Source organism: Pseudoalteromonas aurantia, assembly GCF_005886875.1.
In the GTDB taxonomy this organism is placed as follows: domain Bacteria; phylum Pseudomonadota; class Gammaproteobacteria; order Enterobacterales; family Alteromonadaceae; genus Pseudoalteromonas; species Pseudoalteromonas aurantia_A.
Genome location: NZ_PNBY01000038.1, coordinates 1 through 23,754, shown reverse-complemented (window position 1 = coordinate 23,754; position 23,754 = coordinate 1). Strand labels below are relative to the sequence as shown.

Here is a 23,754-nt window from a genome sequence, read left to right as displayed (position 1 = left end):
AAAGCAACGCCGAGAGTAAGAAAAATAGCGTTATTGGGCAAATTCGCTTATCCAGAGCTGAGGTTAGATACCTTGCAGCACGTCGAGTTCTCCTATTCTGAAATAACCAATTTTGACGTGGATACATAGACTACAGAAGGCCGACGAGCTTGTGATATAATTTAGGCCGCGCGCTTTAAGCGTTGTTATTTTCCTGACCTTTTGAAAAGAGATGTAAACTTTGGAAGAACTACTACACCCAATTAAGCAATTTTTGCTGTGTGAAACACCTCAAACTTGGATTGACGTTGCCGTTGATCCAGAAAATTTATCAATAGTGTTAATTGACCATTTGATATGTGAGCTAAAAGCAGCCCAATCGGCGATGTTTTTAATTCGCAAGTATGCCGTTGATAAAGACGGTGCAGACGCATTGCTTGAGTGGTTAAAGCCTTTTGAGACGTTAATTTATAAAAGGGAAGGCGACTGGCGAGCGTTACCAGCAAAGAATAAGCTGACTAAATCAGTGATCCCAAAATCCAATTCACCCTATGGGCAAGATTTGATAGATAAAATGGTGATTCTGATCAAAGAAGAGTTACATCATTTCTATCAAGTGCTAGAGATCATGGATGAATATGGTGTTGAGTATCGCAGCATTACCCCATGTCGTTATGCTAAGGGCATGCTCCGTCATGTCAAAACGTATGAGCCTGATGCGATGATAGATAAATTGATTTGTGGGGCGTATATTGAAGCGCGTTCGTGCGAGCGGTTTGCAAAGTTAGCCCCTCATGTTGATAAACGTCTAGGTGACTTTTATACATCCCTATTGCGCTCAGAAGCACGCCACTATCAAGATTATTTGACGCTTGCTGAAGAAATCGCTGGGTGTGATATTTCGGAGCGTATTAAGTTTTTTGGTGAAGTAGAAGCTGCACTGATTTTATCAGATGACTCAGACTTTAAGTTTCATAGTGGAAAGCCTGCATAGGCTTTGCCTAATACACTGGCCTAGCAATATTAAAATATACATTACTGGGTCAGTGAAGACTAATAGTTAGCTTTGAAGCTTGGATCCTTCAAGAACTTGGCCTAATTCATTAACAACTAAATATGAACTTTGACTGTACCAGTCACCTAGTACCGTTCGCGTAAACTCTTTGTCATCTGTTTGGCTAGTATGTACACAAGGTCGATGTGTATGCCCATGGATCATATTGCAGACGTTATATTTTTCAAACATGGCTTGTACCGCCTCGCTTGTAACATCCAAGATATCCAACGCTTTGCCTTTTTGATTTTGTTTACTTTTTTGGCGAGCATTTTTAGCAACTCGACGTCGGTACCACAAAGGGGTTGCTAGAATAAGTTTTGGCCACCACCATCCTCGACTTTTTTTTCGAAAATTCTGATAGGCAATATCTTGAGTACACATTTCATCGCCATGCAGTATGACCGTTTTATTTCCATACAAATTAATAACCGCTTGCTCTGGGAGTAACCTAAAATTTGCTTGTTTAGCGTAGCGTTTACCGATTAAGAAATCTCGATTGCCATGTAAAAAGTACACATCAATATTGAATTCTTTTAAGTTTGTTAGTTTTTCAGCTACCAAATTTGCCAGCGGTGCACGCTCATCATCTCCAATCCAGACCTCAAAAAAATCACCGAGTATATAGAGTGCATCTACGTCAGTGTTCATATGCTCATCAAGAAAAGTAAAGAATGCTTCGGTAATATCTGAACGGTCGTCGCTAAGATGTAGATCTGAAATAAAATAGGTTTTACGCATGGGTTCTCTTAGCTAAAAAGCGGGTGTGATCCCGCTTAAAACTGGATATAAAAATGGGTTAAGCAACAGTCACTTTTTCAATGACAACATCCTCAAGAGGAACATCTTGATGGAAGCCAGAAGAACCCGTTGCAACATTTTTAATTTTTTCTACGATATCCATGCCTTCAACAACTTCAGCAAATACACAGTAACCCCAACCTTGTGAAGTTTCGCTGCTAAAATTTAGGAAATCATTGTTATTCACATTAATGAAAAACTGTGCAGTCGCAGAATGAGGATCTGGTGTACGCGCCATTGCCAAAGTGCCCGTTTTGTTGCTTAGGCCATTTGTCGCTTCATTTTGTATCGGGGCTTGTACAGACTTTTGTTCCATACCCGGCGTAAAACCACCACCTTGAACCATAAAGCCATCGATTACTCGGTGAAAAATGGTGCCATCATAAAAGCCAGATTTAGCGTAGTTTAAAAAGTTTTCAACAGTTGCTGGTGCTTCATCTGCAAATAGTTTAATGCTGATCTCACCGAAGTTAGTATGTAGAACAACCATGGAGGCTTCCTAATAGTTAATTTTCAAAGAAGGATATTCTATAGCAGAAGTGTCTTGGCTGACAATTTTCAAAGCGTATTTATTGATACTTGATGAAAAAACACACGTAAACTTGGTCATTTGTATTAATTTGGGTATAGAGCAGTGACAGAGCAAGTGTTATCATGGTTCCTCATGTCCATCTTTGTTTAGGAAATCGAACTACATGTTGCAGATATATAATACACTCACACGTCAAAAGACCCCGTTTAAACCCTTAGTCGAAGGCAAAGTCGACCTGTATGTGTGTGGTATTACAATTTATGATTTCTGTCATGTGGGGCACGCACGCACTTATGTTTCATTCGATGTTATGAACCGTTATTTACGTCACTTAGGGTACGATGTGACATATGTGCGAAATATTACAGATGTTGATGATAAAATCATTAAGCGTGCCGCTGAAAACAATGAAGATATTAATACATTAACGGTTCGAATGACTAAAGCGATGCATGAAGATTTCGACGCGTTAAATATTTTGCCTGCCGACATTGAACCGACAGTCACCGGTCACATGGAAGAAATCATAGCAATGATCGAGCGCTTGATCACTAAGGGGCATGCATATGTCGCTGAGAGTGGCGATGTGTTATTTGATGTGTCAACGTTTGAACAGTATGGCCAGTTGTCCCAGCAAAACTTAGAGATGTTACAAGCGGGTGCACGCGTCGATGTGGCACAAGATAAAGATGATCCGCTTGACTTTGTCCTTTGGAAAAAAGCGAAAGCGGGTGAGCCTTCATGGACTTCACCGTGGGGGGAGGGGCGACCTGGATGGCACATAGAGTGTAGCGCTATGAGTTCTAAGCACTTAGGTGACTTCTTTGACATTCACGGTGGTGGCTCAGATTTACAATTTCCGCACCATGAAAACGAAATTGCGCAGTCATGCTGTGCCAACGATGGTCGCTATGTAAATACTTGGATCCATACCGGTATGGTGCAGGTGAACAAAGAAAAAATGTCTAAATCATTGGGCAATTTTTTTACTGTAAGAGAAGTACTTAAAAAGTACGACCGTGAAACGGTACGTTACTTTTTAATTAATGGTCAATATCGCAGCCAGCTGAACTATTCTCAAGAAAATTTAGAGCAAGCGCGTGCGTCTTTAGAGCGTATTTATACTGCGCTGCGAGGCGTGGAGCCTGTTGAAGTTGCACTTACGGGAAATAGTTACGTTAACCGTTTTGAATCAGCAATGAATGATGATTTTAATACACCAGAAGCATTACCTGTTATTTTTGAGTTGGCAAAAGAAGTTAATTTATTAAAAGACAAAGACAGTGAGGCGGCAGCACAGCATGCCTATATCCTGGTAAAACTGGGTGAAATACTGGGTATTGCGCAACAATCACCAGAAGCTTTCTTACAAGGTGAGCAAGATAACGATGAAGTCGCTAAGATTGAAGCGCTCATTGTTGCTCGCAATGAAGCGCGTGCGAGTAAAGATTGGGCTGCGGCTGATGCAGCACGAGATGCCTTAGCGGCATTAGGCGTTGTGCTTGAAGATAGTGCAGGCAAAACAACTTGGCGTAAAGCGTAGTAACCTAAATAGACTTATGGGTCTAAGTTTCTGGCCCTTGTGATCAATCGCGTCGCTTTGGCGCGATTTTTGTTTTTAAAAGCACATTATTCTGAAATTCAGTGAAATTGATTTAGTTTTGTTTAAATTGGCATATTGCTGGTTTTTATATAGTTGTTTGTCCTCTAAAATAAGTTACTCGTCGATTCTTTGAGTAAACCTCACTATTTAGTGTTAAAAAATACATATGATAGAAATCTTGCACTAATCAAAAGTAGATTTATAGTTAACCTAGTGTAATTATTTTTAGTTGCGATTCATGGTAGATAATTCTTTAAGCCCAGAGCTAGATCACATTGGTATATTTATAGATAAAATGAATGTGGGTCTACGGCATTTAAACAGTGCTATTTTTACTTTTCGGACTGTGCCAGGTTTACCAATTGATGTTCAATGCTTTGGGCGTAAAAAAAATGTATTTTCGCACAGCGAAACTTGGCTAGTATGCAAAGAGATTTCTGAGGAAGTACTATCAGGTTGCGATGATCTATCTGTGCAACTCTCTATACCAAGCAGTGAATTTGTACAAACTTTACAAAGCAAAGGCCATAGTGCGTTAATCATGTATATCGTGACGCGTCGTGGGCAACTTATGTCCTTTTTTTTGGACGATGATGAAATAAATCGGGGTTACCTGAGCGCACAAGAAGCCAAGAGTAGAATGATGTCTGATTTGTGTGCGGCCAGAGCATTGATATCGACAGTGATGTATTAAAATAGTTTAAGTGTTACCCAACCATAGAAGGCACCGATAGGTGCCTTTTTTCTGTTTGGTCAATGATTATTTTTATGCAAAGTCACCACGCGTTGTGGGAAAGGTATCTCAATCTGTGCGTGCTTAATCGCTTTATATACTTGTTGGTTAATAGCCAATTTTGACTCGATGATTTGTGTGGTGGGTACCCAATATCGATAGCTTATAATCACCGCGCTGTCAGCGAACTTTTCTATGCCAACTTGGGCCTTGGGATTGGTTGCCACGTTAGGGTATGTGGCTAGAACATCTGTAACGACTTCAATTGCGGTGTCCGAGCACGCATGGTAGGCAATTCCGATTTCACCTTTGACGAGTGAATAACGAAAAGAGTTATGTAATATTTCACCGATAATGTGTTTGTTGGGAATGGTGATCTCGACCTGTTCTTCATTGATAAGCACAGTGTGACCTAGTTCAATGATTTTAACTTGCCCACTTACTCCTTTGACGGCAATCGTATCACCGACGATAAAGGGGCGAGTGGCGATAATAGCAAGGCCAGAGCCATAGTTCGATAGCATACCTTGCAGTGCCAAACCGGCCCCTAACGATGCGGCACCAATTGCAGCCACAAAAGGAGTAACACTTATTCCCAGTTTACCAAGCGATATAATGACAAACATAACGATCAACAATACTTTAACGACGTTACTGATAAAGTTCGTTAATGTTACGTCAATGTCGTGACGTAACATGAGTTGTTCAACCATTTTTGAGAGCCGATTAGACAACCAAAGTCCAACGACTAATATGACGATTGCACCGACGACTTGCATGCTATAATTTACTAAGTAGTCTCTTATCAATGTAAAGTAGTGCTCAAATTGTTGTATTTCTTGCTCAATCATTAAAAGAGTTCCTCATCGTGTGGAGTTATATCGTAATTGATGTGACTTGGGTGAGCCAACGATATAAGATTGGTACCCAAAGTGCTGTTAACAGTGCGCTAATTGTCATGGCCGCTGAGGCAAATACACCCGTTGTAGGATGGTGCTCTATCGCAGCTGCAGTGCCAATCGCATGACATGAGACACCCAGCGCAATTCCTTTCGCTTGATAGCTATGTATTGAACACAGTGAAAGTATAGAAAGACCGAATACACCACCAAATACGCCAATTAAGATCACCATAACTGCCGCGACGGCACTAAGGCCGTTTAAGCTATCAGTGACGATGAGGCTAATGGGGGTTGTTACTGATAATGCAGCTAATGACGCACTTAATTCAGCAGATGCGTTAAAATACCAGCATAGGAAGAAGGCGCATAGTGTAGAGAGATTAATGCCGATAAAGCTGCTAGAGAGCAGTAGCATTAAGTGCTCCTTGATATCTTTGAATTGCATGTAAAGCGGGTAGGCCAGCGCTACAACTGCAATTTCTAGCAAAAAACTAATAGGTGCTGTCGCTGATTTATACTTACGGTAATCTACACCAACAACCATAAGTAATATACAGACAATGGTAATGGTGATGAGTACTGGGTTGACGAGTGGATATCGCCAAGTCTTGTATAAATAACGACACAGAGCGAAAATAGAGATAGTTAACCCCGACCCGATGAGATAATCAATCACGGTGCGCTCCTTGGTTTGCAATATATCCAACACAAATTAGACCGACGGTAGGCACGATAATGAGTACGCACAACAATAAGTATGAGTTCTGAGCCAGTAAAGCGGTATATTGCAGAATACCAACGCCTGTGGGAACAAAAAATAGCGCCATATACTTTAACGTGGGTACTGCAACTGGCGCAATTCGAGTTGGCTGTATGACGTTGAAGTACAGTAAACCGATTAAAATTAGCATGGCAAGTAATGGTGAAGGGATCGTCAGATCAAAAAGGGCAACGATAAACTTTGCGCTATATAAACAGCTTACTAGGGGTAAAAATGCTAGGCTGATCTGACATGTTTGTTTGATCACAATACTACCGTTGTTTGTTTTAAAAAAATAAGCATAACGAACTCTGTATTTATTCGCTATGGGACTAATTTACCACTTGCTGCGCTCTGCGTAGGGCTTTGCTTGTTCAGCCAATGCATTGTGCATAGCTACTCGGGTATTTTTGTTAAGTAACAAGCGTATTTGACACCAGGTTTCTTGCCACAGCACTTGACGCCGATTGGCTGAGTAGGCTCGATTATTGATTTTTTTTATCGCTGCGAGTGCATCAGGTGAGCGAGTTAGCAATATATCTAGTAAACTTTGTACAGCGTGTTTTGTATCAGTATGAACATCGCTTATTAATCCATATTCTTTTGCGGTATCTGCATCAATCGGGGAGCCTTGCGAAGTGAGTAACCATAATTTATCTTGTGGTATAAGAGCGGGTAATAGCACCCCAGTACCCATATCCGGGCAAAGGCCCCATTTAGATTCCATGATAGCCAATTTCGCATTCGCAGTGGCAATACGATAGTCTGCACCGATGGCGATGTGCAACCCAGCCCCAAAGCAATGCCCATTGATGACGGCAATGACAGGCACTGGAAGTGTTTTCCACGCTAGCGTAACGCGTTGTACAAGGTTAGGGTTGCCTGGCAGCCACTTAAATAGCAATTGAAAAATGGCGAGGGGTTTTTTCATTATAGACTTAACATCTAAGCCGGAACAAAAGTGCTCACCTGCGCCAGATACAATAACGGCCCTTATTTGGGTGTTTTTACGAAGTGTTTTAATGATTTTATCAAGTTCATGAAACATCGCTAAATGCAGCGCATTTTGCTTTTCTGGCCGATTTAATGTTACCCATGCAATATTATTTTTGATTTCTAACGTAACCATTTCCGTGCCCATTAATTGTAAATTTTCCAATGTTATTAGTGGTTATACTCTACAGCCGCGACGTTCATCAAGGAATTTTGATAATTTAACCGATCTTGATAGCCAATAAATTTATGGTTTTGGTATGATAGGTATCTAGCTTAAATAATGAGAACGTCACTATGTCTGCTCGCCTTTCTAGCGTTGAAGAGATCACCCATCAAGCCTATGATATTTTTTTGCAGTTAGCACCAGAAAACTTATCTGATCTGGATATTCAACAATTTAATGAACACCATGGCGAATACGGTTTTATCGAAGACAGCGAACCTGATGATGATTGGCAGCAATTTGTGTCTTTAGAAATTGAACCAGAGCATTTTGTGCAGGTGGTCATTGGTATTGAATATGAAGATGGCGATGAGATTTTTGCTCGTATCTTAATTAGCAGAGACTTAGATGCGCCATTTTGTCATGTCCTTTGGAAGCCTTCAGAAGAACAATAGAAAAATAACGATAAATTAGCAGAGTAGAAAAATTAATATTGTGTCTTACCTAAAATTAGCAGTGGGCAGCTGCTTGAGTATTTTTAGTAGTGTCTCGTGGGCTGTAGACCCATTTGAAGATTTTCACCAATATGGTGAGCTATCAGATGAGGAAATACATCAACTTCATGCAGGGGAAATCCTATATGGGGATATTGAGTTTGGGTTTATTGCGAATAACGGCAACACGAAAAGTACCGCCTTTAAACTGAAAAGTAATTTATATCAGGATTTTGAACATTGGCGAAACCAATTCAAGATTGATAGTTTATACAAAGAAGAAACAGACGCAAACACTGATGACTCTGATGTATCAGCCTCTCGTTATTATATTTCGGCACAGGGTAACTATAAAGTTGGTCGTGATAATGAATCGTTGTTTATTTATGGCGATTACAATAATGATAAGTTCAGTGGTAAAGCTTATACCGCAACTATCGCTCTAGGCTATGGTAACCGGTTATTCGAAGGAGAAAAAAATACGGTTGATTTTGATATTGGGCCGGGGCTTTATATATCAAAAACAGATCGCGATGTTGAATTAGCCACTGGGGTTAAACGCACCCAAGAAGGGCAGCTTTTAAGGTTAGCGCTACAATGGGAGCGAAATGTTTCGAAACAAACAAGGTTTAATCAAGATGTCAGTATTGAAAAGTCATTATCAGGATTAAGCAGTCGTGTTTTTAGTGAGACGGCCTTGGTGAGCCAAGTAATGGGTGGAGTATCATTAAAGGTATCGTATACGTATCGATATAACTCACATCCGGAAGAAAATAAAAAGAAGGTAGATACAGAGTTAGGTGCTACTTTAGTTTACAGCTTTTAATAGGGGTTATGATGTATCAACATACGCAATTGGCATGGGCTATTTGGGCCATACTAGCCTGGATTGCCACGTTTCTGGTGATGGCAATTATGCTCAGTGGTAGTAACGCAGCAATATTATTGTTTGCCGGTATTTTGCTGCTAGTCGCGGTGCTATTTTATGGTTTGACGATTAAAGTCGATACTCAGTCAAAACAGTTTACATGGTGGCTTGGCCCTGGTTTGATTAAAAAAACACTGTCTTTTGATGAGATCACCGCAGTTAGGGCGGTAAAAAACTCATTGCGTCATGGTATTGGTATGAAAATAACCAATGATGGATGGGTATATTCAGTTTCAGGCTTTAGTGCAGTGGAGATCACATTACAAGATGGTATGAAATATAGAGTAGGGACTAATGATCAAGCTGGTGTACTGAAAGCGCTCGTGGGTGAAGTAATGATTGAAGAAGCCAGCAGTGCAGAAGTAGAAAAGGCCACATTAGAGCCAACAAAGAAGCGTAAGAAAGGCGCATTTGATTTAGATTAACTGGTTTTAGTCATCATAAAAAAACGCTCACGATTGTGAGCGTTTTTTATGAGTTTTTAGCTGTAATAAACGGTTGTTAGTGCTCGTGGCCACAACCGTCTTCAGTATGTACATGGCCATGACTAAGTTCGTCTTCCGTCGCATCACGTACTTCTAAAATTTCTACATCAAAATGCAATGTGATCCCTGACAGAGGATGATTTCCGTCAACGATGACTTCTTCATCTTGAATATCGATGATCATAACCATTTGGTCGCCGTCATCAGTGGATGCTCTAAACTGCATACCAACATCAATTTCCATACCGTCAAACATTGACTTTGGTACCGCTTGCATTAACTCGTCATGGCGCTCACCGTAGCCCTGTGCAGGTTCAACGGTCACACTTAAAGTGTCTCCGGCGCTTTTGTCGATGATGGCATCTTCTAAACCGGGGATCAAATACCCAGTACCAATGATGAATAACAGTGGTTCACCATCAAATGAATTATCAATAGTGTTTTTGTCATTATCGAGTACTGAATAATGCATTTTCACTACTTTATTTGGTGCGATTTTCATAATTTTTCCCGTTTATTTATCATCATCTAGCGAATATGGTAGAGGTAGTATTGACATGGATACCTCAGGTGAATGCTTAGCCCGTAATAGTGACGTGTGGTCTGTGTCATTAGGTAATACGGCTAATGCACTGTATGTGTGCGTTTTGGAATTATAGACTTGATGGACGACTTTTCCTGCTCGACGCCAATTATCACCCAGCTGTATTTCTACATCAGTTTCTGTAATTGGTGAGCTGGTTTGCCCTTGCAATATATACATGGCACGTTTGTTTTTACCAAGGTAGCGCATACGGGCGACGGTTTCTTGTCCGGTATAGCACCCTTTTTTAAAGCTGATCCCACCAAGCGCTTGTAAGTTGATCATCTGTGGCACAAACTCTTCAATTGTCTCTGTGCTAAGCTGTGGTTCCCCAGCTAAAATAGACGCCTCAGAGAAAAGACTGTGATCAGGCGCTAATTCAATCTCTGTTGGTAATGTAAAATGTTCGTCTACGTATAATATAATTCGTTGCTCATCTAAGCGCAGCGCTTTACAGCCTGAAAAGTCACACGCATTGGTGTCTGCAAAGTTTAAACCGAGTAATTGGCAGGTGAGGGCGTGGTCGTCACTTAATAGCCCAATGATGCGCGGGGTGTCTATATGTGTTATATCTACTTTAGCGAAAACGCCGTATTTTTTTAACTCCCTTGTAGACGCTGTTACTTCATTGCTTGAACCCATCATGAAGAATTGTTCATTGTGCTTGAAGACTTGAAATGCGCCCCAAAGTTTACCTTTTGGACTACAGTGGCCAGCCCATAAAAATTGTATATCAGTAACTAGGTTCATATCTTGTGTCAATTGGCCATGAAGGTAGCTAAGCTGCTCTTCCCCAGAGATAGAAATCAGCTGATAAGGTAGCTGAAAAGCGCGAACGAGCGACATAATATTGATCCCTATAAAGTAAGTGACGTAATAATAACGTATATCGTCAGTGTCATAAACGGATGGTTATGATTTAACGACAGATATAAGGCTTTATTCGGTGATTTGAAGTAAAGCGGTGTATTTATCGAGGTATTGTAAGATATAATCTTACCAAGATAGGTGATAAAAAATAACTTTTTAGGGGTAGTTGATGGCTGAGCTTTTTTCAAAATCTCGCACAAAATGGGCATGCCGTCGCGGTATGCTGGAACTTGATGTGCTACTTGGGCCATTTGTAGATGAGGCATATGATGCGCTATCTGAGCATCATAAATTCGTATTTCAACGTCTAGTTGAAATGGAGGATCCAGACCTGTTTGCTTGGTTTATGGGCCATGAGCAGTGTCCTGATGCAGAATTAAACTCAATGGTACAGTTGATCCTTGATAGAGTCCGCGTATAGGCTAGAAGTTACAAATAATGTGATAGACCATAAGGTGATTGTGGTCTTTTTTTTGTGCATTGGGTTTTTATTTATATTGATATTTCCGAGTGTGGCAGTCACGATGGTTAACATATTATGTTGTCTAGTCGGATATCTGCTTAGCATACGAGGGATAAGGCGTATGTCATTGCCAAACGGGGTGCTCAACCTCAGTACCTCTAAGAACTATTTATGCTGGCAAACAGACGCTCTGGTGATTGAGGGTCAAATAACAAAAGCAACGCTGTATTTTAATTGGCTGGTGCTTGATGTTCGCCAGTTTGATAAAACACATACAATAATATTTGTTCAATCAGCGATGACGACACAGTCGTGGCATAGACTGTGTCGGGTTAGCTTGAACCCACCTAGTTAACCTCAGCTCTGGATAAGCGAATTTGCCCAATAAAGCTATTTTTCTCGCTCTCGGCGTTGCTTTCATTTGTAATAGCCCCTATTTACTCCATAAAACGCCTTGATATTGAGCAAAATATCATCATTGGATTGTATGTAAATTTGTTTTCAAAACATTTTCAATTCCAAAACCCTTATCCAAACCTGAGGTTAGTTAGGGCGTAGTATTGTGGGTTTAGGATTATCACTGTGTTCAGGGTAGTCTAATGTGTAGTGCAGGCCTCGGCTCTCTTTGCGCTCTAGTGCACTGCGAATAATAAGCTCTGCAACTTGCACTAAGTTCCTTAGTTCTAGCAAATTATTACTTACTCTAAAATTAGCATAATATTCGTGGATCTCTTGTTTCAAAAGCTCAACTCTACGCAAGGCACGCTCTAAGCGCTTGGTTGAACGAACAATTCCAACATAATCCCACATGAACAGCCTTAACTCATGCCAGTTATGGGTGATCACCACTTCTTCATCTGAATTACTGACTCTACTGTCATCCCACTCAGGTAATGAAGGGGGTATAGGCATTGCTTGTATTTTAGTTAAAATATCTTTTGCAGCAGCATGGGCAAACACAATACATTCCAGTAGTGAGTTACTCGCCATACGATTTGCTCCATGTAAGCCTGTGTAAGCAACTTCACCAACAGCATATAAGTTATGCAAATCTGTGGTGCCATTAAAATCAGTGATCACTCCGCCACAGGTATAGTGTGCAGCAGGCACAACTGGGATAGCTTCTTTTGTAATATCTAAGCCAACACTTAAACATTTTGCATATATAGTGGGGAAGTGTTCAATAATAAAATCTTTGTCTTTGTGAGAAATATCTAGGTAGACACAATTCGCACCTAAGCGTTTCATTTCATAGTCGATGGCTCTTGCTACCACATCTCTGGGGGCAAGCTCTTCTCTCTCGTCAAAATCGGGCATAAAACGCGTGCCATCTGGGCGTTTGAGTAGTGCGCCTTCACCGCGCATGGCTTCAGTGATAAGAAAGTTCTGTAATTCCGGGTGGTACAAGCTGGTTGGGTGAAATTGATTAAACTCCATATTCGCGACGCGACAGCCTGCTCGCCACGCCATAGCAATGCCATCACCACTAGATACATCAGGATTGGAGGTATAAAGGTAGACTTTACTCGCCCCCCCTGTCGCCAATGCCACAAATTTGGCTGATATAGTCTCAACCTGCTCAGCACGGCGATTGTAAATGTATATACCATCGACTTGTTTGTTACTTTTTTTGCTGGTGATCAAGTCAATGGCATTATATTGCTCAAAAACACGAATATTTGCATGGCTTAGCACCTGGCTAACGAGCGTTGTTTGTACCGCTTTGCCTGTCGCATCTGCGGTATGTAGAATACGACGATGGCTATGGCCACCTTCACGCGTTAGATGAAATCGTTCTTTACCTTTACTGTCGAATTCCATATCAAATGGCACACCTTGCTCAATGAGCCATTTCAAACAATTTTTTGCGTTACTTGCAGTATAATGTACGGCTTCTCTGTCACACAATCCTGCTCCAGCGGCCAGAGTGTCGTCAACGTGAGATTCAATACTGTCATTTTTCTTATCGAAAACCGCGGCAATGCCACCTTGAGCATACAAGGTTGAGCCTTCTTTTAATGCGCCTTTACTTACGACAGTTACATGACAGTGATTCGCCAATGATAAAGCTAAGCTTAAGCCTGCTGCGCCGCTGCCAATTACAACAACGTCAGTACTATGATGTTTCAATTGTTTCATGTTTAATGATCTTCGCTTTTTCTATGCGTTTCATTCAGCTATATGTACCATATCTGCTATGATACAACTAACTCGACGCTATTACTGAATAATTTTTATCAATAGTTAGCGCTGATATATACGTCTAGACGTGTTAATTAGGCTTATTTTAAAAAAAATATAAAAAAAACAGAACTTTTTATTTATTACTTAGTCAGAGTAGCTGTAAATGATGGCAAGAATGATTAAGTGATAAATCATAACAATGAGGAGTACCGGCTCGAATGAGCGAGCAGGAATTGGACTTAGAACTGGTTAAACGGGTTCAGCAAGGAGATAAAAACGCCTTCAACCTTTTAGTTGCCAAATATCAGAATAAAGTAGCAGCCTTGATTTCACGTTATGTGTCAAATCATGGTGATATAGCCGATGTGGCACAAGAAGCATTTATTAAAGCATATCGTGCATTGCCTAATTTTAGGGGTGACAGTGCATTTTATACATGGCTATATAGAATTGCTGTTAATTGTTCAAAGAATTACTTGGTATCTCAAGGGCGTAAGCCGCCAGCCAACGATGTCGATGCTGAAGAAGCAGAGTTTTATGACGGTGCAGAGCAACTTCGCTCAAATGCATCACCAGAGAATTTGTTATTAAGTGAAGAGGTTAAATCGGTGATATATCATACTATCGACGGTCTGCCAGATGACTTAAAAACTGCAATTACCTTGCGAGAAATTGAAGGTATGAGCTATGAAGAAATTGCTGTGATCATGGATTGTCCTGTTGGAACAGTTCGCTCACGGATCTTTAGAGCTCGAGAAGCGATAGACAATAATTTAAACCCATTAATAGGTGAATCCTAACATGACAAAAGTTAACCACATTGCATCGCGTCAAGAAGTAACGTCTCGAGTGCTAGATGGGGACCTACCGTCGGACGAGTTATCTTTGGATAACCTTGATGAAAAAACGTTTACGCGTTATGCGCAGATTGGCGATGTGATGCGTGAGAAACATCAAGGCGGAATTAATATTGATATCACCGCGAGTGTAGCTGCTGCCTTAGAGCATGAACCTTGCCACAACTTACCCGCTTCTGATGAGGTTAATGTACAAGACAACGGCGCTAAAGTGGTTAGTATGAGCGCTTGGAAAAAGCCTTTGTCACAAATGGCCATTGCCGCAAGTGTCGCATTAGTTGCGATAGTTGGCGTAAATACAATGCCGCAACCAGCAAGCACGCATAGTGATAATGTACCAGTGTTGCAGTCAACTCCTTTTGCTGGTGGCGTTTCGCCTGTGAGTTTTTCGTCTGAACAGCCTGCATTAGAAAATGCAGAAAAAGGGCTTCGGGAATTACAACAACAGCGAATTGGTGCGTTAGTTTTAGAACACCAAAGACAATCAAGAGTTGCTTATGCGCTGCAAAAGCAGGCACAATTGACACCCAAAGAGCCTGAGGAAAAGAAATAATTAAATGAGACTTATCGCCTGTATTTTAGGTTTGTTTTTTGCATTTGCCGTTCAAGCTAGCGATGTAATAACAGCAAAACAGCTTTTACAAAATATGGCAAAAGCTGTACACACAAGAAATTTTGATGCATCTTTTGTTGTGTTAAAAGGTAAGGGAATGGAACCTTACAGATGGGTTCATGCTAAGCAAGGTGATACAGAGTTAGAATTATTGAGCTTGCTCAACGGTGCGGGCTTAGAAATGGTCAGGGTCAATGACCGTGTGACTTATTTTGAACCTCAGTCATCCGCGTATTCGATCAGTACTGATTCTATCGCAGGGCCTATTCCAGAAGTGTTGTTTAAAGATGTCACCTATCTTTTAAGCAATTATGACTTTGTGTTGGGTGGCAAAGGGCGTATTGCAGGTAGACCATCACAATTGGTGCGTATAGAGTCGAAAGACGATAGTAAATATAACTATTGGCTTTGGATTGATACGCAATCATCGCTGTTGTTAAAAGCAGCTTATGTGAATCAACAGGGCGAGTTACTTGAGCAGCTGCAGCTCACACATATTAGTGTAACACCGGAACCCGCGGCTCAATTATTAGAGTTACAACAAAGAGATTTTCCCGCGCCGTTGCCCATGCAGACGTCACTTGAACGTGACAACATTACCAATAATTGGCAAGTCGCTTGGTTACCTCAAGGGTTTGACTTGTTGAAATCTGACCGTCATAAATTAGACCTAAATAATGAACTAGCAGATTACTATTTGTATTCAGATGGGTTAGTTGATATTTCTGTTTTTGTACAACGTCCACTGCCAGGGGAAAGGCCAAGTGGGGCTCTTTCATCAGGTGCAACGACAGTCTATGTGCATAATTCAGGTGCATTTGACGTCTCTGTGGTTGGTAATATTCCAGCGCTCACGGCAAAGAAAATTGCTGAGTCTGTTAAGCGACCATTATGATAGAGCAAACGTTACAGGTGGTGTCTGTAAAGGGCACTACTGTACAATTAAAAGCTGAACAAAAACCAGCATGTGAGGGCTGCAATGGCAAATGTGGCTCGCAGGTCTTTAGTAAGTTGTTTGGCACCCACAAAAAAACCTTTTCTATTAATATTGAACAATCCGTTCAAATTGGGCAAAAAGTGCGTTTATCATTAGACGATAGTCATATTGTGCGTAACGCCTTTTTTGTATATATGTTGCCCCTGTTGGGTGCTTTTATTGCTATGTTTGCGAGTGCGTTATTACTTAGTTTGCCAGAATTATGGCAGATATTTGCTGCAATTTTTGGTGGTGTTACGGGGTTTTTTATTGCGAAGCACAGCGTAAAAAGCCTGAAACATGACGTTCATTTGGTGAAAGTTTACCCAATTAGCCTTCCGTTGACGCAAATAGATGGTGATTGTGGCAAATAAGAGGTAAAATCGTGCCTTTAATATAAACCATGACTTACAGAAGTTTAGAATCCAGCATATGAAGCATATCCGTAACTTTTCTATCATCGCCCACATCGACCACGGCAAATCAACGCTTTCAGACCGTCTGATCCATGTCTGCGGTGGCCTTACTGACCGTGAAATGCAACAGCAAGTGCTGGATTCGATGGACATCGAGCGTGAGCGCGGCATTACCATCAAAGCGCAAAGTGTAACGTTAAATTATACTGCCAAAGATGGTGAAACTTACATGTTGAATTTTATCGACACGCCAGGGCATGTTGATTTCACGTATGAAGTGTCTCGTTCTCTTGCTGCGTGTGAAGGTGCGTTACTTGTGGTTGATGCGGGGCAAGGCGTTGAAGCGCAAACGCTTGCAAACTGTTATACCGCTATCGAAATGGACTTAGAAGTCATTCCGATTTTGAACAAAATCGATTTACCTCAGGCCGATCCACTGCGCGTGGCGGAAGAGATAGAAGATATCGTTGGTATTGATGCATTAGACGCTGTGCAGTGTAGTGCTAAAACTGGTATCGGTATTGATGAGGTATTAGAGAATATCGTACGCGATGTACCGCCACCTGAAGGTGATACAGACGCGCCACTTCAAGCGCTTATCATTGACTCATGGTTTGACCCATATCAAGGGGTTGTATCACTCGTGCGTATTAAGCATGGTGAATTGCGTAAAGGTGATAAAATAAAGATTATGTCGACGGAGCAAACGCATATTGCGGATCATGTCGGTATATTTACGCCAAAACAAACGAATACCGGTATTTTGAAAACGGGTGAAGTTGGGTTTGTTATCGCGGGTATCAAAGATATCCATGGTGCGCCAGTGGGTGACACAATTACATTAACGCAAAATTCAGCTGCTGAACGTCTACCTGGTTTTCAACGGGTAAAACCTCAAGTTTATGCGGGAATGTTTCCAATATCATCTGATGATTATGAAGCATTTCGTGATGCTCTAAATAAGTTAAGCCTAAACGATGCGTCGTTATTTTTTGAACCAGAAAGTTCAACGGCGTTAGGTTTTGGTTTTCGAGTTGGCTTCTTAGGTATGCTCCACATGGAAATTATCCAAGAACGACTTGAGCGTGAATACGATATGGATTTAATTACTTCCGCGCCAACAGTAATTTATGAAGTAGTGACAAAAGATGGTGTTATTCAAATAGATAATCCTTCTGACTTACCTGCTGTAAACGACATTATTGAAATGCGTGAACCTATGGTTGAAGCCAATATTTTAGTGCCACAAGAATACCTAGGCAATGTTATTACCTTATGTGTAGACAAACGCGGCATGCAAACGAAAATGGCTTATCATGGTAAGCAAGTTGCGGTAACTTATGAGTTACCTATGGCTGAAGTGGTGATGGATTTCTTTGATAAGCTGAAATCGACTAGTCGAGGTTTTGCTTCACTAGATTATAATTTCAAGCGCTTCCAAGTATCTGACATGGTTCGAGTAGATATATTGATTAATGGCGACAGAGTCGATGCCTTAGCAATTATTGTACACCGTGATGGCGCGCAATCTCGAGGGCGACAGCTTGCTGAAGCGCTTAAAGAGCTCATTCCTCGCCAAATGTTTGATATTGCAATTCAAGCAGCAATTGGTGCGCATGTTATCGCAAGAACCACGGTTAAACAGCTGCGTAAGAATGTAATCGCAAAGTGTTATGGTGGTGATGTGAGTCGTAAGAAAAAGTTACTTCAAAAACAAAAAGATGGTAAAAAGCGCATGAAACAGTTAGGTAATGTAGAAGTACCTCAAGATGCGTTCTTAGCCATATTAAAAGTAGGCAAATAACAGGAATTTTTTAGATGGCTGGCTATTTTTCAGTATTATTGGTGTTAATAACACTGGGTTCAGGGCTTATTTGGCTGCTTGACCATTTTATGTATGCACCAAAGAGAAAAGAGCGCATAGCGCTTGCACAGGGAAGCAGTGAAACGCCATTGGCAGAGGGTGTTATCTCTGAAATAGCGCCAGAACCGGCGATTGTCGAAGGCGCTAAGTCAATTTTTCCAATGATTGCTGCCATCACGATATTCCGTTCTTTTATTTTTGAACCATTTCAGATCCCGTCAGGCTCCATGATGCCAACATTGCTTGATGGCGACTTTATCTTGGTGCAAAAATTTACATATGGGATTAAAGACCCTGTTTGGCGGTCTCAATTGGTCGAGGTTGGAGAGCCCGAGCGTGGCGATGTCACTGTGTTTAAGTTCCCGCTTGATGAGAGAATCGACTTTATAAAGCGCATTGTTGGTTTACCTGGAGACCGCATTGTTTATCGCAATCGCCAATTATATATACAACCAAATTGTACTGAAGGACAAACTCAACAAGGCAATTTAGTGTGTGGTGAGTATAATAAGATTAAGTTAGATATTGTAAATCGCGACGAATACAAGCAAGGGTCGATGCAGCTGGTACGTTTGACAGAGAATTTACCAGGCGTTGGGCACGATATATTAATTAATCCACAGGCCTTGGAACAAACAGAGCGGTATTACCAGCAGCAGGGCACTCGCAGAGATGAGTGGGTGGTACCCGAAGATAGTTACTTTGCAATGGGTGACAATCGAAATAACAGTCAAGACAGCCGTATGTGGGGCTTTGTACCTAAGGCAAACTTAGTCGGTAAAGCCGTCTTTATTTGGATGAGTTTTGAATTTGATAATGGCCCAGATAGCCTTTTACCAGGCTGGGTTCCAACTGGTGTTCGTTTTGAGCGCCTAGGTAATATTCAGTAGCAATGAAAAGAAACGTAGCAGAATTATATAGTAAGATAGGATATCAGTTTACTAACGAGGCATTACTTGAGCAGGCCATGACACACCGTAGTCATAAAGGTCAGCACAACGAGCGTTTAGAGTTTCTCGGCGACTCAATTTTAAGCTTTGTTATCGCTAACGCCCTATACGAGCAGTTTCCAAAAGCTCGCGAAGGTGACTTGAGCCGTATGCGCTCAACCCTGGTTCGTGGTCAAACTCTGGCAGAGTTTGGTGTGGAGTTTAACTTAGGCGACTATTTAAGATTGGGTCCTGGTGAATTAAAAAGTGGTGGCTTCCGTCGAGAATCAACACTTGCAGATGCAGTAGAAGCAATTATAGGCGCGGTCTTTTTAGACTCGGATATTAATGAGTGCAGTGATCTTATTTTACGTTGGTATCAGTCTCGGTTAGATGCAATCTCACCTGGACACAACCAAAAAGATCCTAAAACGCTATTGCAAGAGTACTTACAAGCACGCAAGCTTCCTTTACCTGGATATACGGTCATAGACACAAAAGGCCAAGCACACAATCAAACATTCACGGTTGAATGTATTGTTGAAGGGATGGAAAGTATTATTTCAATCGGTAGTTCACGTCGTAAGGCGGAGCAAAAAGCTGCTGAGAAAGCATTGAAGATCATAAAAAATGACGCCTAATACGCACTGTGGCATGATTGCCATTGTTGGTCGCCCGAATGTGGGAAAATCAACACTATTAAACCAAATTGTTGAGCAAAAAGTGAGTATTACCTCACGAAAACCTCAAACTACTCGCCACCGTATCATGGGTATTCATACTGAAGATAACTATCAAGCTGTTTATGTTGATACTCCTGGGCTTCATATCGAAGAAAAGCGTGCTATAAACCGGTTAATGAATCGTGCTGCATCTAGTTCTATCGGTGATGTGGAGTTGATAATCTTTGTTCTAGAGGGAACGCTCTGGAACGCAGATGATGAAATGGTTTTAAAGAAGGTTATGGGCAGCGGTCGCCCTGTTCTGGCAGTACTGAACAAGGTAGACCAAGTTAAAGATCATGAGCTTGTGTTACCGCATATGCAATGGCTTAGTGAACAAGGCGATTTTTCCGGCATTATTCCTGTTTCTGCGAAGCAAGGAAAAAATATTGATATGGTAAAAGAAGAAGTACGTAAACGTTTACCTGAGTCGGAATTTTATTTTCCAGAAGATTATGTCACAGACAGATCAATGCGCTTTTTAGCCGCAGAGGTGGTCCGTGAAAAGTTAATGCGCTTTATGGGTGACGAGTTACCTTATTCTGTTACCGTTGAAATTGAGCAGTTCAAATGGCAAGATAATGGTGTATGGCAAATTAATGCACTTATCTTAGTTGAACGTGAAACGCAAAAACGTATGGTTATCGGTAACAAAGGCGAAAAACTCAAAGTTATTGGTCGTGAGGCGCGTAAAGATTTAGAAGAAATGCTTGATAATAAAGTGTTTTTAGAGCTTTGGGTAAAAGTTAAATCTGGATGGGCTGACGATGAGCGAGCACTACGTAGCTTAGGTTACGGAGAAGAATGATTGCATAGCGACTTTCGACAAGCGTATCTCTTACATCGGCGTCCCTACAGCGACTCCCAACTGATGTTAAATATGCTTGTTGATGGTGTTGGTCACCTTACTATGCTTGCTCGAATTAAGGGCAAGCAGTCATTAAAGCACAATGCCCACCTACAACCGTTTGGCCTTTTATTGTCACAATATGCAGGTCGATACGATTTAAAATATCTTAATAAATTTGAATTATCATCTGCGCCCTTACAGTTAACTGGTAAGCGATTATATTGTGGATTTTATTTGAATGAACTTTCCTTCCGTGCTGTACCATGTAATGAGCCTTTAGAAGGGGTTTTTGAGCTATATCAAAGCCATTTAAGCGTGCTCGAAAACTGTGATGATGTAGAGCCGGTGCTACGTAGCTATGAGTTTCAATTATTAAGCATGTTGGGATTCGGCTTAGAGTTTGATTATGATGCACATGGTGAACCGATTAATCCAAACTATACGTACCAATATATTAAAGAGCTTGGGTTTGTTCGTACTGATCAACCTGAGTTAGGCTTTACGGGAGAGGTGTTGTTAGCGATGGCGGAGCATGACTTTGCCAAATCAACAGTTCGACGGCCTGCTAAGTATTTAAGCCGATATTTATTAAAACCGCTATTAGGACATAAGGCTCTAAAGAGCCGAGAACTTTTTTTATCAAGGTAAGAGAATGAAAGATATTTTATTAGGTGTTAATGTTGATCATATTGCAACTCTGCGTCAGGCTCGAGGTACTAGCTACCCTGATCCGGTGCATGCTGCCGCTGTTGCAGAGCATGCGGGCGCTGATGGTATAACCATTCATCTGCGTGAAGATCGTCGTCATATTCAAGATCGAGATGTATATGTGATGGCCAAAACCATTCAAACACGAATGAATCTTGAAATCGCTGTTACTGACGAGATGATAGATATTGCCTTAGACGTTAAACCAGCCTACGTATGCTTGGTACCAGAAAAACGTGAAGAACTGACTACTGAAGGCGGTTTAGATGTGTTGGGTAATCTGCAAAAGATAACCGATGCGACAACAAAACTGACACAAGCTGGGATCAAGGTATCTTTATTCATTGATGCAGATAAAGCACAAATTGATGCTGCTAAGCAAACTGGCGCGACTTATATCGAGATCCACACTGGGGCGTATGCCGATGCTGAAACAGAAGGTGAGCAATTGGCGGAACTAGCGCGGATCCGTGAAGGGGTACAATACGCTACTGCGCTGGGGATCATCGTTAATGCAGGACATGGTTTGCATTACCATAATGTAAAACCAATTGCTCAAATGCCTGAAATTTATGAGCTTAATATTGGGCATGCGATTATTGCTAGAGCGGCGATTGCTGGACTTGAAAAAGCCATACGAGATATGAAACGGTTAATGATAGAAGCTCGCCAAGCCTAATTACTTTCGTATTTCTCATCACAAAGCCGGCATAACGTCGGCTTTGTTATTTTTAGGCAGGAGTATCATAGCAAGTAGCCAAGAGTTATATTATGCTCAGTTCATGTAAGCGCCCCTAAGGCTGTTTGAACTGCCTGCATAGACTGTTAATAAAGCCACTAAGTCTTGTTTTGCGTCAAAAGTAGGGGATTTGTGGGCACCATCGCTATGCACTGTCTAAATATCTTGCTGTGTTTTAACTACCATTTTAGCCAAAACCGTTCAGCTGCTTGATTCCAAAAGCTCAAGGTATGAGAACTAACACTATGCATATGTCTGTAACTTAAGGGGATCCTACGCTCAGACATAAAAATCTTCATTTGGTGTAACTATTTTGGATGATTAGCAAAAACTCCAACATAGCGGCAGGATCAGGCTTTTTGCTTCTTGGGTCCTTTATCTGAGTGGAACAAAGTCTGGTAACTTTATTGGACCATTAAGACAAAATACCGGTGTATTGTTACCAACAAGGTCAAAGTTACCCTGTTCAGTGTATGATTTCACCGCAAAGCCACGAGGATCTCGAGCATAGTCACTATAATTTTGGTCACCACCTACAATCGAAAAGTATCGAAGATTAGTGGGCCTTGCTCACCGGCAGAAATACTGTTGTTGTTATCTGCAATAGGCGCGCCTGCCGATGTTGTAAGCATAGTTTTTATAATGCCTTTACAACATTTAATTTCAAGGAGCAGGTTTAAACAGGCCAATAGGCCTGCAAAGTCATTGCACTAAAATAGCTGCTTACGTAGAGCTTGTAGAAGCCCACGTAGATCAGTATGGATAACGTTGTTAAATCTTAAAAAATTTAAGTGACCTGTATTAATCAGTTTATTCGATGGTTTGCTGCGTCATTTTTGTTATTCTGAGACTTAAGGCGCGAAGACTGCTCCAAAGTTTCTTGATAAACTGAGCCTATTTTGAAGCAGTCTTCACATAAATTTATGGCACCGTGGCAATCCTCTTTTATAAAAACATATACATTAACTGACAGTTATCTTTCGGATGCAGAGCCAATAGTTCAGTGGGTAAAAGCAGAATATACAAACATGATGGGTTTACCTTTTTGCCTAGGGCTAAACGGGGCTCAGGGCAGCGGTAAATCAACATTAGCGGCATACTTAGCAGCTGCGCTTGGGAATGATGGGCTGAGTGTGGCTGTTGTCTCACTAAATGATTTCTATTTATCACCACAAGAACGACAGATGTTGGCTACAAACCAACATCCACTGCTAAAAACCCGAGGTGTGCCAGGGACTCACTCTATTTTACAAGCAGTCGATGTCGTAGAATCATTTAAAGCACAGCGTCAATTTATACTGCCACGGTTTGATAAATCTCAAGATAAACCGCTTCAATCGCAATTTTGGCAAAAAGTAGAGACGCCACCAGATATTCTTATTTTTGAAGGGTGGTGCATTGGCTTAAAACCAGAGCCTAATGTACGCTTACAAAGTCCAGTAAATAGCTTAGAAGCCAAGCACGATAGTTCAGGTACTTATCGACAGTATGTCAACACCTGCTTAGCACAAGATTATCAGCAGTTATTTTGTATCCGTCCGCCAATCCCA

30 protein-coding genes are annotated in these 23,754 nt (G+C 41.2%); 19 read left to right on the top strand and 11 right to left on the bottom strand.

Annotation, left to right across the window (positions count from 1 at the left end):
* Positions 1–220: 220 nt before the first annotated feature.
* Positions 221–973 carry a tRNA isopentenyl-2-thiomethyl-A-37 hydroxylase MiaE gene (miaE, locus tag CWC18_RS09330; RefSeq protein ID WP_138591760.1) on the top strand — a complete coding sequence of 251 codons (753 nt, stop codon included), beginning with the start codon at positions 221–223 and terminating at the stop codon, positions 971–973.
* A gap of 66 nt (positions 974–1,039) precedes the next feature.
* Here the strand turns inward: miaE and CWC18_RS09325 are convergent, their stop codons facing one another.
* Entirely contained in the window at positions 1,040–1,774 is a 735-nt protein-coding gene (locus tag CWC18_RS09325; protein ID WP_138591759.1) for a UDP-2,3-diacylglucosamine diphosphatase, read from the bottom strand.
* A 58-nt stretch (positions 1,775–1,832) separates the two neighbouring features.
* On the bottom strand, positions 1,833–2,324 hold the full coding sequence (gene ppiB / locus CWC18_RS09320; RefSeq protein WP_119861466.1) for a peptidylprolyl isomerase B: 492 nt from the start codon (positions 2,322–2,324) through the stop codon (positions 1,833–1,835).
* 205 nt (positions 2,325–2,529) lie between these two features.
* On the opposite strand from ppiB, the gene cysS reads away from it, so the two are divergent.
* Both cysS and CWC18_RS09310 read left to right on the top strand, forming a co-directional pair.
* Entirely contained in the window at positions 2,530–3,909 is a 1,380-nt protein-coding gene (gene cysS / locus CWC18_RS09315) for a cysteine--tRNA ligase (protein ID WP_138591758.1), read from the top strand.
* A 298-nt stretch (positions 3,910–4,207) separates the two neighbouring features.
* Positions 4,208–4,663 (top strand): hypothetical protein, encoded by a 456-nt coding sequence (locus CWC18_RS09310; protein WP_138591757.1) that lies wholly within the window; start codon positions 4,208–4,210, stop codon positions 4,661–4,663.
* A 59-nt stretch (positions 4,664–4,722) separates the two neighbouring features.
* Here the strand turns inward: CWC18_RS09310 and CWC18_RS09305 are convergent, their stop codons facing one another.
* The 4 genes from CWC18_RS09305 to CWC18_RS09290 all read right to left on the bottom strand — a co-directional run bounded on the left by CWC18_RS09305 (position 4,723) and on the right by CWC18_RS09290 (position 7,493).
* On the bottom strand, positions 4,723–5,553 hold the full coding sequence (locus CWC18_RS09305) for a mechanosensitive ion channel family protein (RefSeq protein WP_138591756.1): 831 nt from the start codon (positions 5,551–5,553) through the stop codon (positions 4,723–4,725).
* Positions 5,554–5,578: 25 nt separating this feature from the next.
* Positions 5,579–6,280: an LrgB family protein gene (locus CWC18_RS09300; protein WP_138591755.1), complete on the bottom strand. Its 702-nt coding sequence runs from the start codon at positions 6,278–6,280 to the stop codon at positions 5,579–5,581.
* Complete coding sequence (locus tag CWC18_RS09295; RefSeq protein ID WP_171041067.1) at positions 6,273–6,632, bottom strand: CidA/LrgA family protein; 360 nt, start codon at positions 6,630–6,632, stop codon at positions 6,273–6,275. Before CWC18_RS09295 ends, CWC18_RS09300 begins: the two co-directional genes overlap by 8 nt.
* A 69-nt stretch (positions 6,633–6,701) precedes the next feature.
* Positions 6,702–7,493 (bottom strand): crotonase/enoyl-CoA hydratase family protein, encoded by a 792-nt coding sequence (locus CWC18_RS09290; protein WP_138591753.1) that lies wholly within the window; start codon positions 7,491–7,493, stop codon positions 6,702–6,704.
* A 161-nt stretch (positions 7,494–7,654) separates the two neighbouring features.
* Between CWC18_RS09290 and CWC18_RS09285 the strand changes: the two genes are divergently transcribed.
* The 3 genes from CWC18_RS09285 (at position 7,655) to CWC18_RS09275 (ending at position 9,370) form a co-directional block, all read left to right on the top strand.
* Positions 7,655–7,978, top strand: a complete 324-nt coding sequence (locus tag CWC18_RS09285; RefSeq protein WP_138591752.1) for an HI1450 family dsDNA-mimic protein — start codon at positions 7,655–7,657, stop codon at positions 7,976–7,978.
* 73 nt (positions 7,979–8,051) lie between these two features.
* Positions 8,052–8,843 carry a DUF481 domain-containing protein gene (locus tag CWC18_RS09280; RefSeq protein ID WP_432760759.1) on the top strand — a complete coding sequence of 264 codons (792 nt, stop codon included), beginning with the start codon at positions 8,052–8,054 and terminating at the stop codon, positions 8,841–8,843.
* 11 nt (positions 8,844–8,854) lie between these two features.
* Entirely contained in the window at positions 8,855–9,370 is a 516-nt protein-coding gene (locus CWC18_RS09275; protein WP_138591765.1) for a hypothetical protein, read from the top strand.
* A 76-nt stretch (positions 9,371–9,446) separates the two neighbouring features.
* Here CWC18_RS09275 and CWC18_RS09270 read toward each other — a convergent pair whose 3' ends face one another.
* Positions 9,447–9,932, bottom strand: coding sequence for an FKBP-type peptidyl-prolyl cis-trans isomerase (locus tag CWC18_RS09270; protein ID WP_138591750.1), 486 nt, complete (start codon positions 9,930–9,932; stop codon positions 9,447–9,449).
* A 12-nt stretch (positions 9,933–9,944) separates the two neighbouring features.
* Positions 9,945–10,859 (bottom strand): YgfZ/GcvT domain-containing protein, encoded by a 915-nt coding sequence (locus CWC18_RS09265; RefSeq protein WP_138591749.1) that lies wholly within the window; start codon positions 10,857–10,859, stop codon positions 9,945–9,947.
* 193 nt (positions 10,860–11,052) lie between these two features.
* Between CWC18_RS09265 and CWC18_RS09260 the strand changes: the two genes are divergently transcribed.
* Together CWC18_RS09260 and CWC18_RS21825 are read left to right on the top strand one after the other, a co-directional pair.
* Positions 11,053–11,304 (top strand): succinate dehydrogenase assembly factor 2, encoded by a 252-nt coding sequence (locus tag CWC18_RS09260; RefSeq protein WP_010364680.1) that lies wholly within the window; start codon positions 11,053–11,055, stop codon positions 11,302–11,304.
* 19 nt (positions 11,305–11,323) lie between these two features.
* Positions 11,324–11,701: a protein YgfX gene (locus tag CWC18_RS21825; RefSeq protein WP_349654466.1), complete on the top strand. Its 378-nt coding sequence runs from the start codon at positions 11,324–11,326 to the stop codon at positions 11,699–11,701.
* A 188-nt stretch (positions 11,702–11,889) separates the two neighbouring features.
* Here CWC18_RS21825 and nadB read toward each other — a convergent pair whose 3' ends face one another.
* The gene (gene nadB / locus CWC18_RS09250; protein ID WP_138591747.1) at positions 11,890–13,485 is read right to left on the bottom strand and encodes an L-aspartate oxidase; all 1,596 of its coding nucleotides are present in this window, start codon (positions 13,483–13,485) and stop codon (positions 11,890–11,892) included.
* A gap of 263 nt (positions 13,486–13,748) precedes the next feature.
* On the opposite strand from nadB, the gene rpoE reads away from it, so the two are divergent.
* The 10 genes from rpoE to pdxJ are packed head-to-tail and all read left to right on the top strand — an operon-like array spanning position 13,749 to position 22,144.
* Positions 13,749–14,330: an RNA polymerase sigma factor RpoE gene (rpoE, locus tag CWC18_RS09245; RefSeq protein WP_138591746.1), complete on the top strand. Its 582-nt coding sequence runs from the start codon at positions 13,749–13,751 to the stop codon at positions 14,328–14,330.
* 1 nt (position 14,331) lies between these two features.
* On the top strand, positions 14,332–14,940 hold the full coding sequence (locus tag CWC18_RS09240; protein ID WP_138591745.1) for a sigma-E factor negative regulatory protein: 609 nt from the start codon (positions 14,332–14,334) through the stop codon (positions 14,938–14,940).
* A 4-nt stretch (positions 14,941–14,944) separates the two neighbouring features.
* Positions 14,945–15,895, top strand: coding sequence for a MucB/RseB C-terminal domain-containing protein (locus CWC18_RS09235; protein WP_138591744.1), 951 nt, complete (start codon positions 14,945–14,947; stop codon positions 15,893–15,895).
* Positions 15,892–16,350, top strand: coding sequence for a SoxR reducing system RseC family protein (locus CWC18_RS09230; protein ID WP_138591743.1), 459 nt, complete (start codon positions 15,892–15,894; stop codon positions 16,348–16,350). Before CWC18_RS09235 ends, CWC18_RS09230 begins: the two co-directional genes overlap by 4 nt.
* Before the next feature lie 58 nt (positions 16,351–16,408).
* A complete protein-coding gene (gene lepA, locus CWC18_RS09225; protein ID WP_138591742.1) occupies positions 16,409–18,196 on the top strand; it encodes a translation elongation factor 4 in 1,788 nt (595 codons plus the stop codon).
* Positions 18,197–18,210: 14 nt separating this feature from the next.
* Positions 18,211–19,146 (top strand): signal peptidase I, encoded by a 936-nt coding sequence (lepB, locus tag CWC18_RS09220; protein ID WP_138591741.1) that lies wholly within the window; start codon positions 18,211–18,213, stop codon positions 19,144–19,146.
* Between the two features lie 2 nt (positions 19,147–19,148).
* Complete coding sequence (gene rnc, locus CWC18_RS09215; RefSeq protein WP_138591740.1) at positions 19,149–19,826, top strand: ribonuclease III; 678 nt, start codon at positions 19,149–19,151, stop codon at positions 19,824–19,826.
* Positions 19,816–20,715, top strand: a complete 900-nt coding sequence (gene era, locus CWC18_RS09210) for a GTPase Era (protein ID WP_138591739.1) — start codon at positions 19,816–19,818, stop codon at positions 20,713–20,715. Before rnc ends, era begins: the two co-directional genes overlap by 11 nt.
* A complete protein-coding gene (gene recO / locus CWC18_RS09205) occupies positions 20,716–21,405 on the top strand; it encodes a DNA repair protein RecO (protein WP_138591738.1) in 690 nt (229 codons plus the stop codon). It begins immediately after the preceding gene.
* Between the two features lie 4 nt (positions 21,406–21,409).
* Complete coding sequence (gene pdxJ, locus CWC18_RS09200; protein WP_138591737.1) at positions 21,410–22,144, top strand: pyridoxine 5'-phosphate synthase; 735 nt, start codon at positions 21,410–21,412, stop codon at positions 22,142–22,144.
* A 239-nt stretch (positions 22,145–22,383) separates the two neighbouring features.
* Here pdxJ and CWC18_RS21730 read toward each other — a convergent pair whose 3' ends face one another.
* Both CWC18_RS21730 and CWC18_RS21725 read right to left on the bottom strand, forming a co-directional pair.
* The gene (locus CWC18_RS21730; protein WP_283957023.1) at positions 22,384–22,455 is read right to left on the bottom strand and encodes a hypothetical protein; all 72 of its coding nucleotides are present in this window, start codon (positions 22,453–22,455) and stop codon (positions 22,384–22,386) included.
* 124 nt (positions 22,456–22,579) lie between these two features.
* Complete coding sequence (locus CWC18_RS21725) at positions 22,580–22,744, bottom strand: catalase (protein ID WP_212747722.1); 165 nt, start codon at positions 22,742–22,744, stop codon at positions 22,580–22,582.
* 359 nt (positions 22,745–23,103) lie between these two features.
* On the opposite strand from CWC18_RS21725, the gene CWC18_RS09190 reads away from it, so the two are divergent.
* On the top strand, positions 23,104–23,754 hold a 651-nt coding region (locus CWC18_RS09190), incomplete at its 3' end, for a kinase (RefSeq protein WP_212747720.1).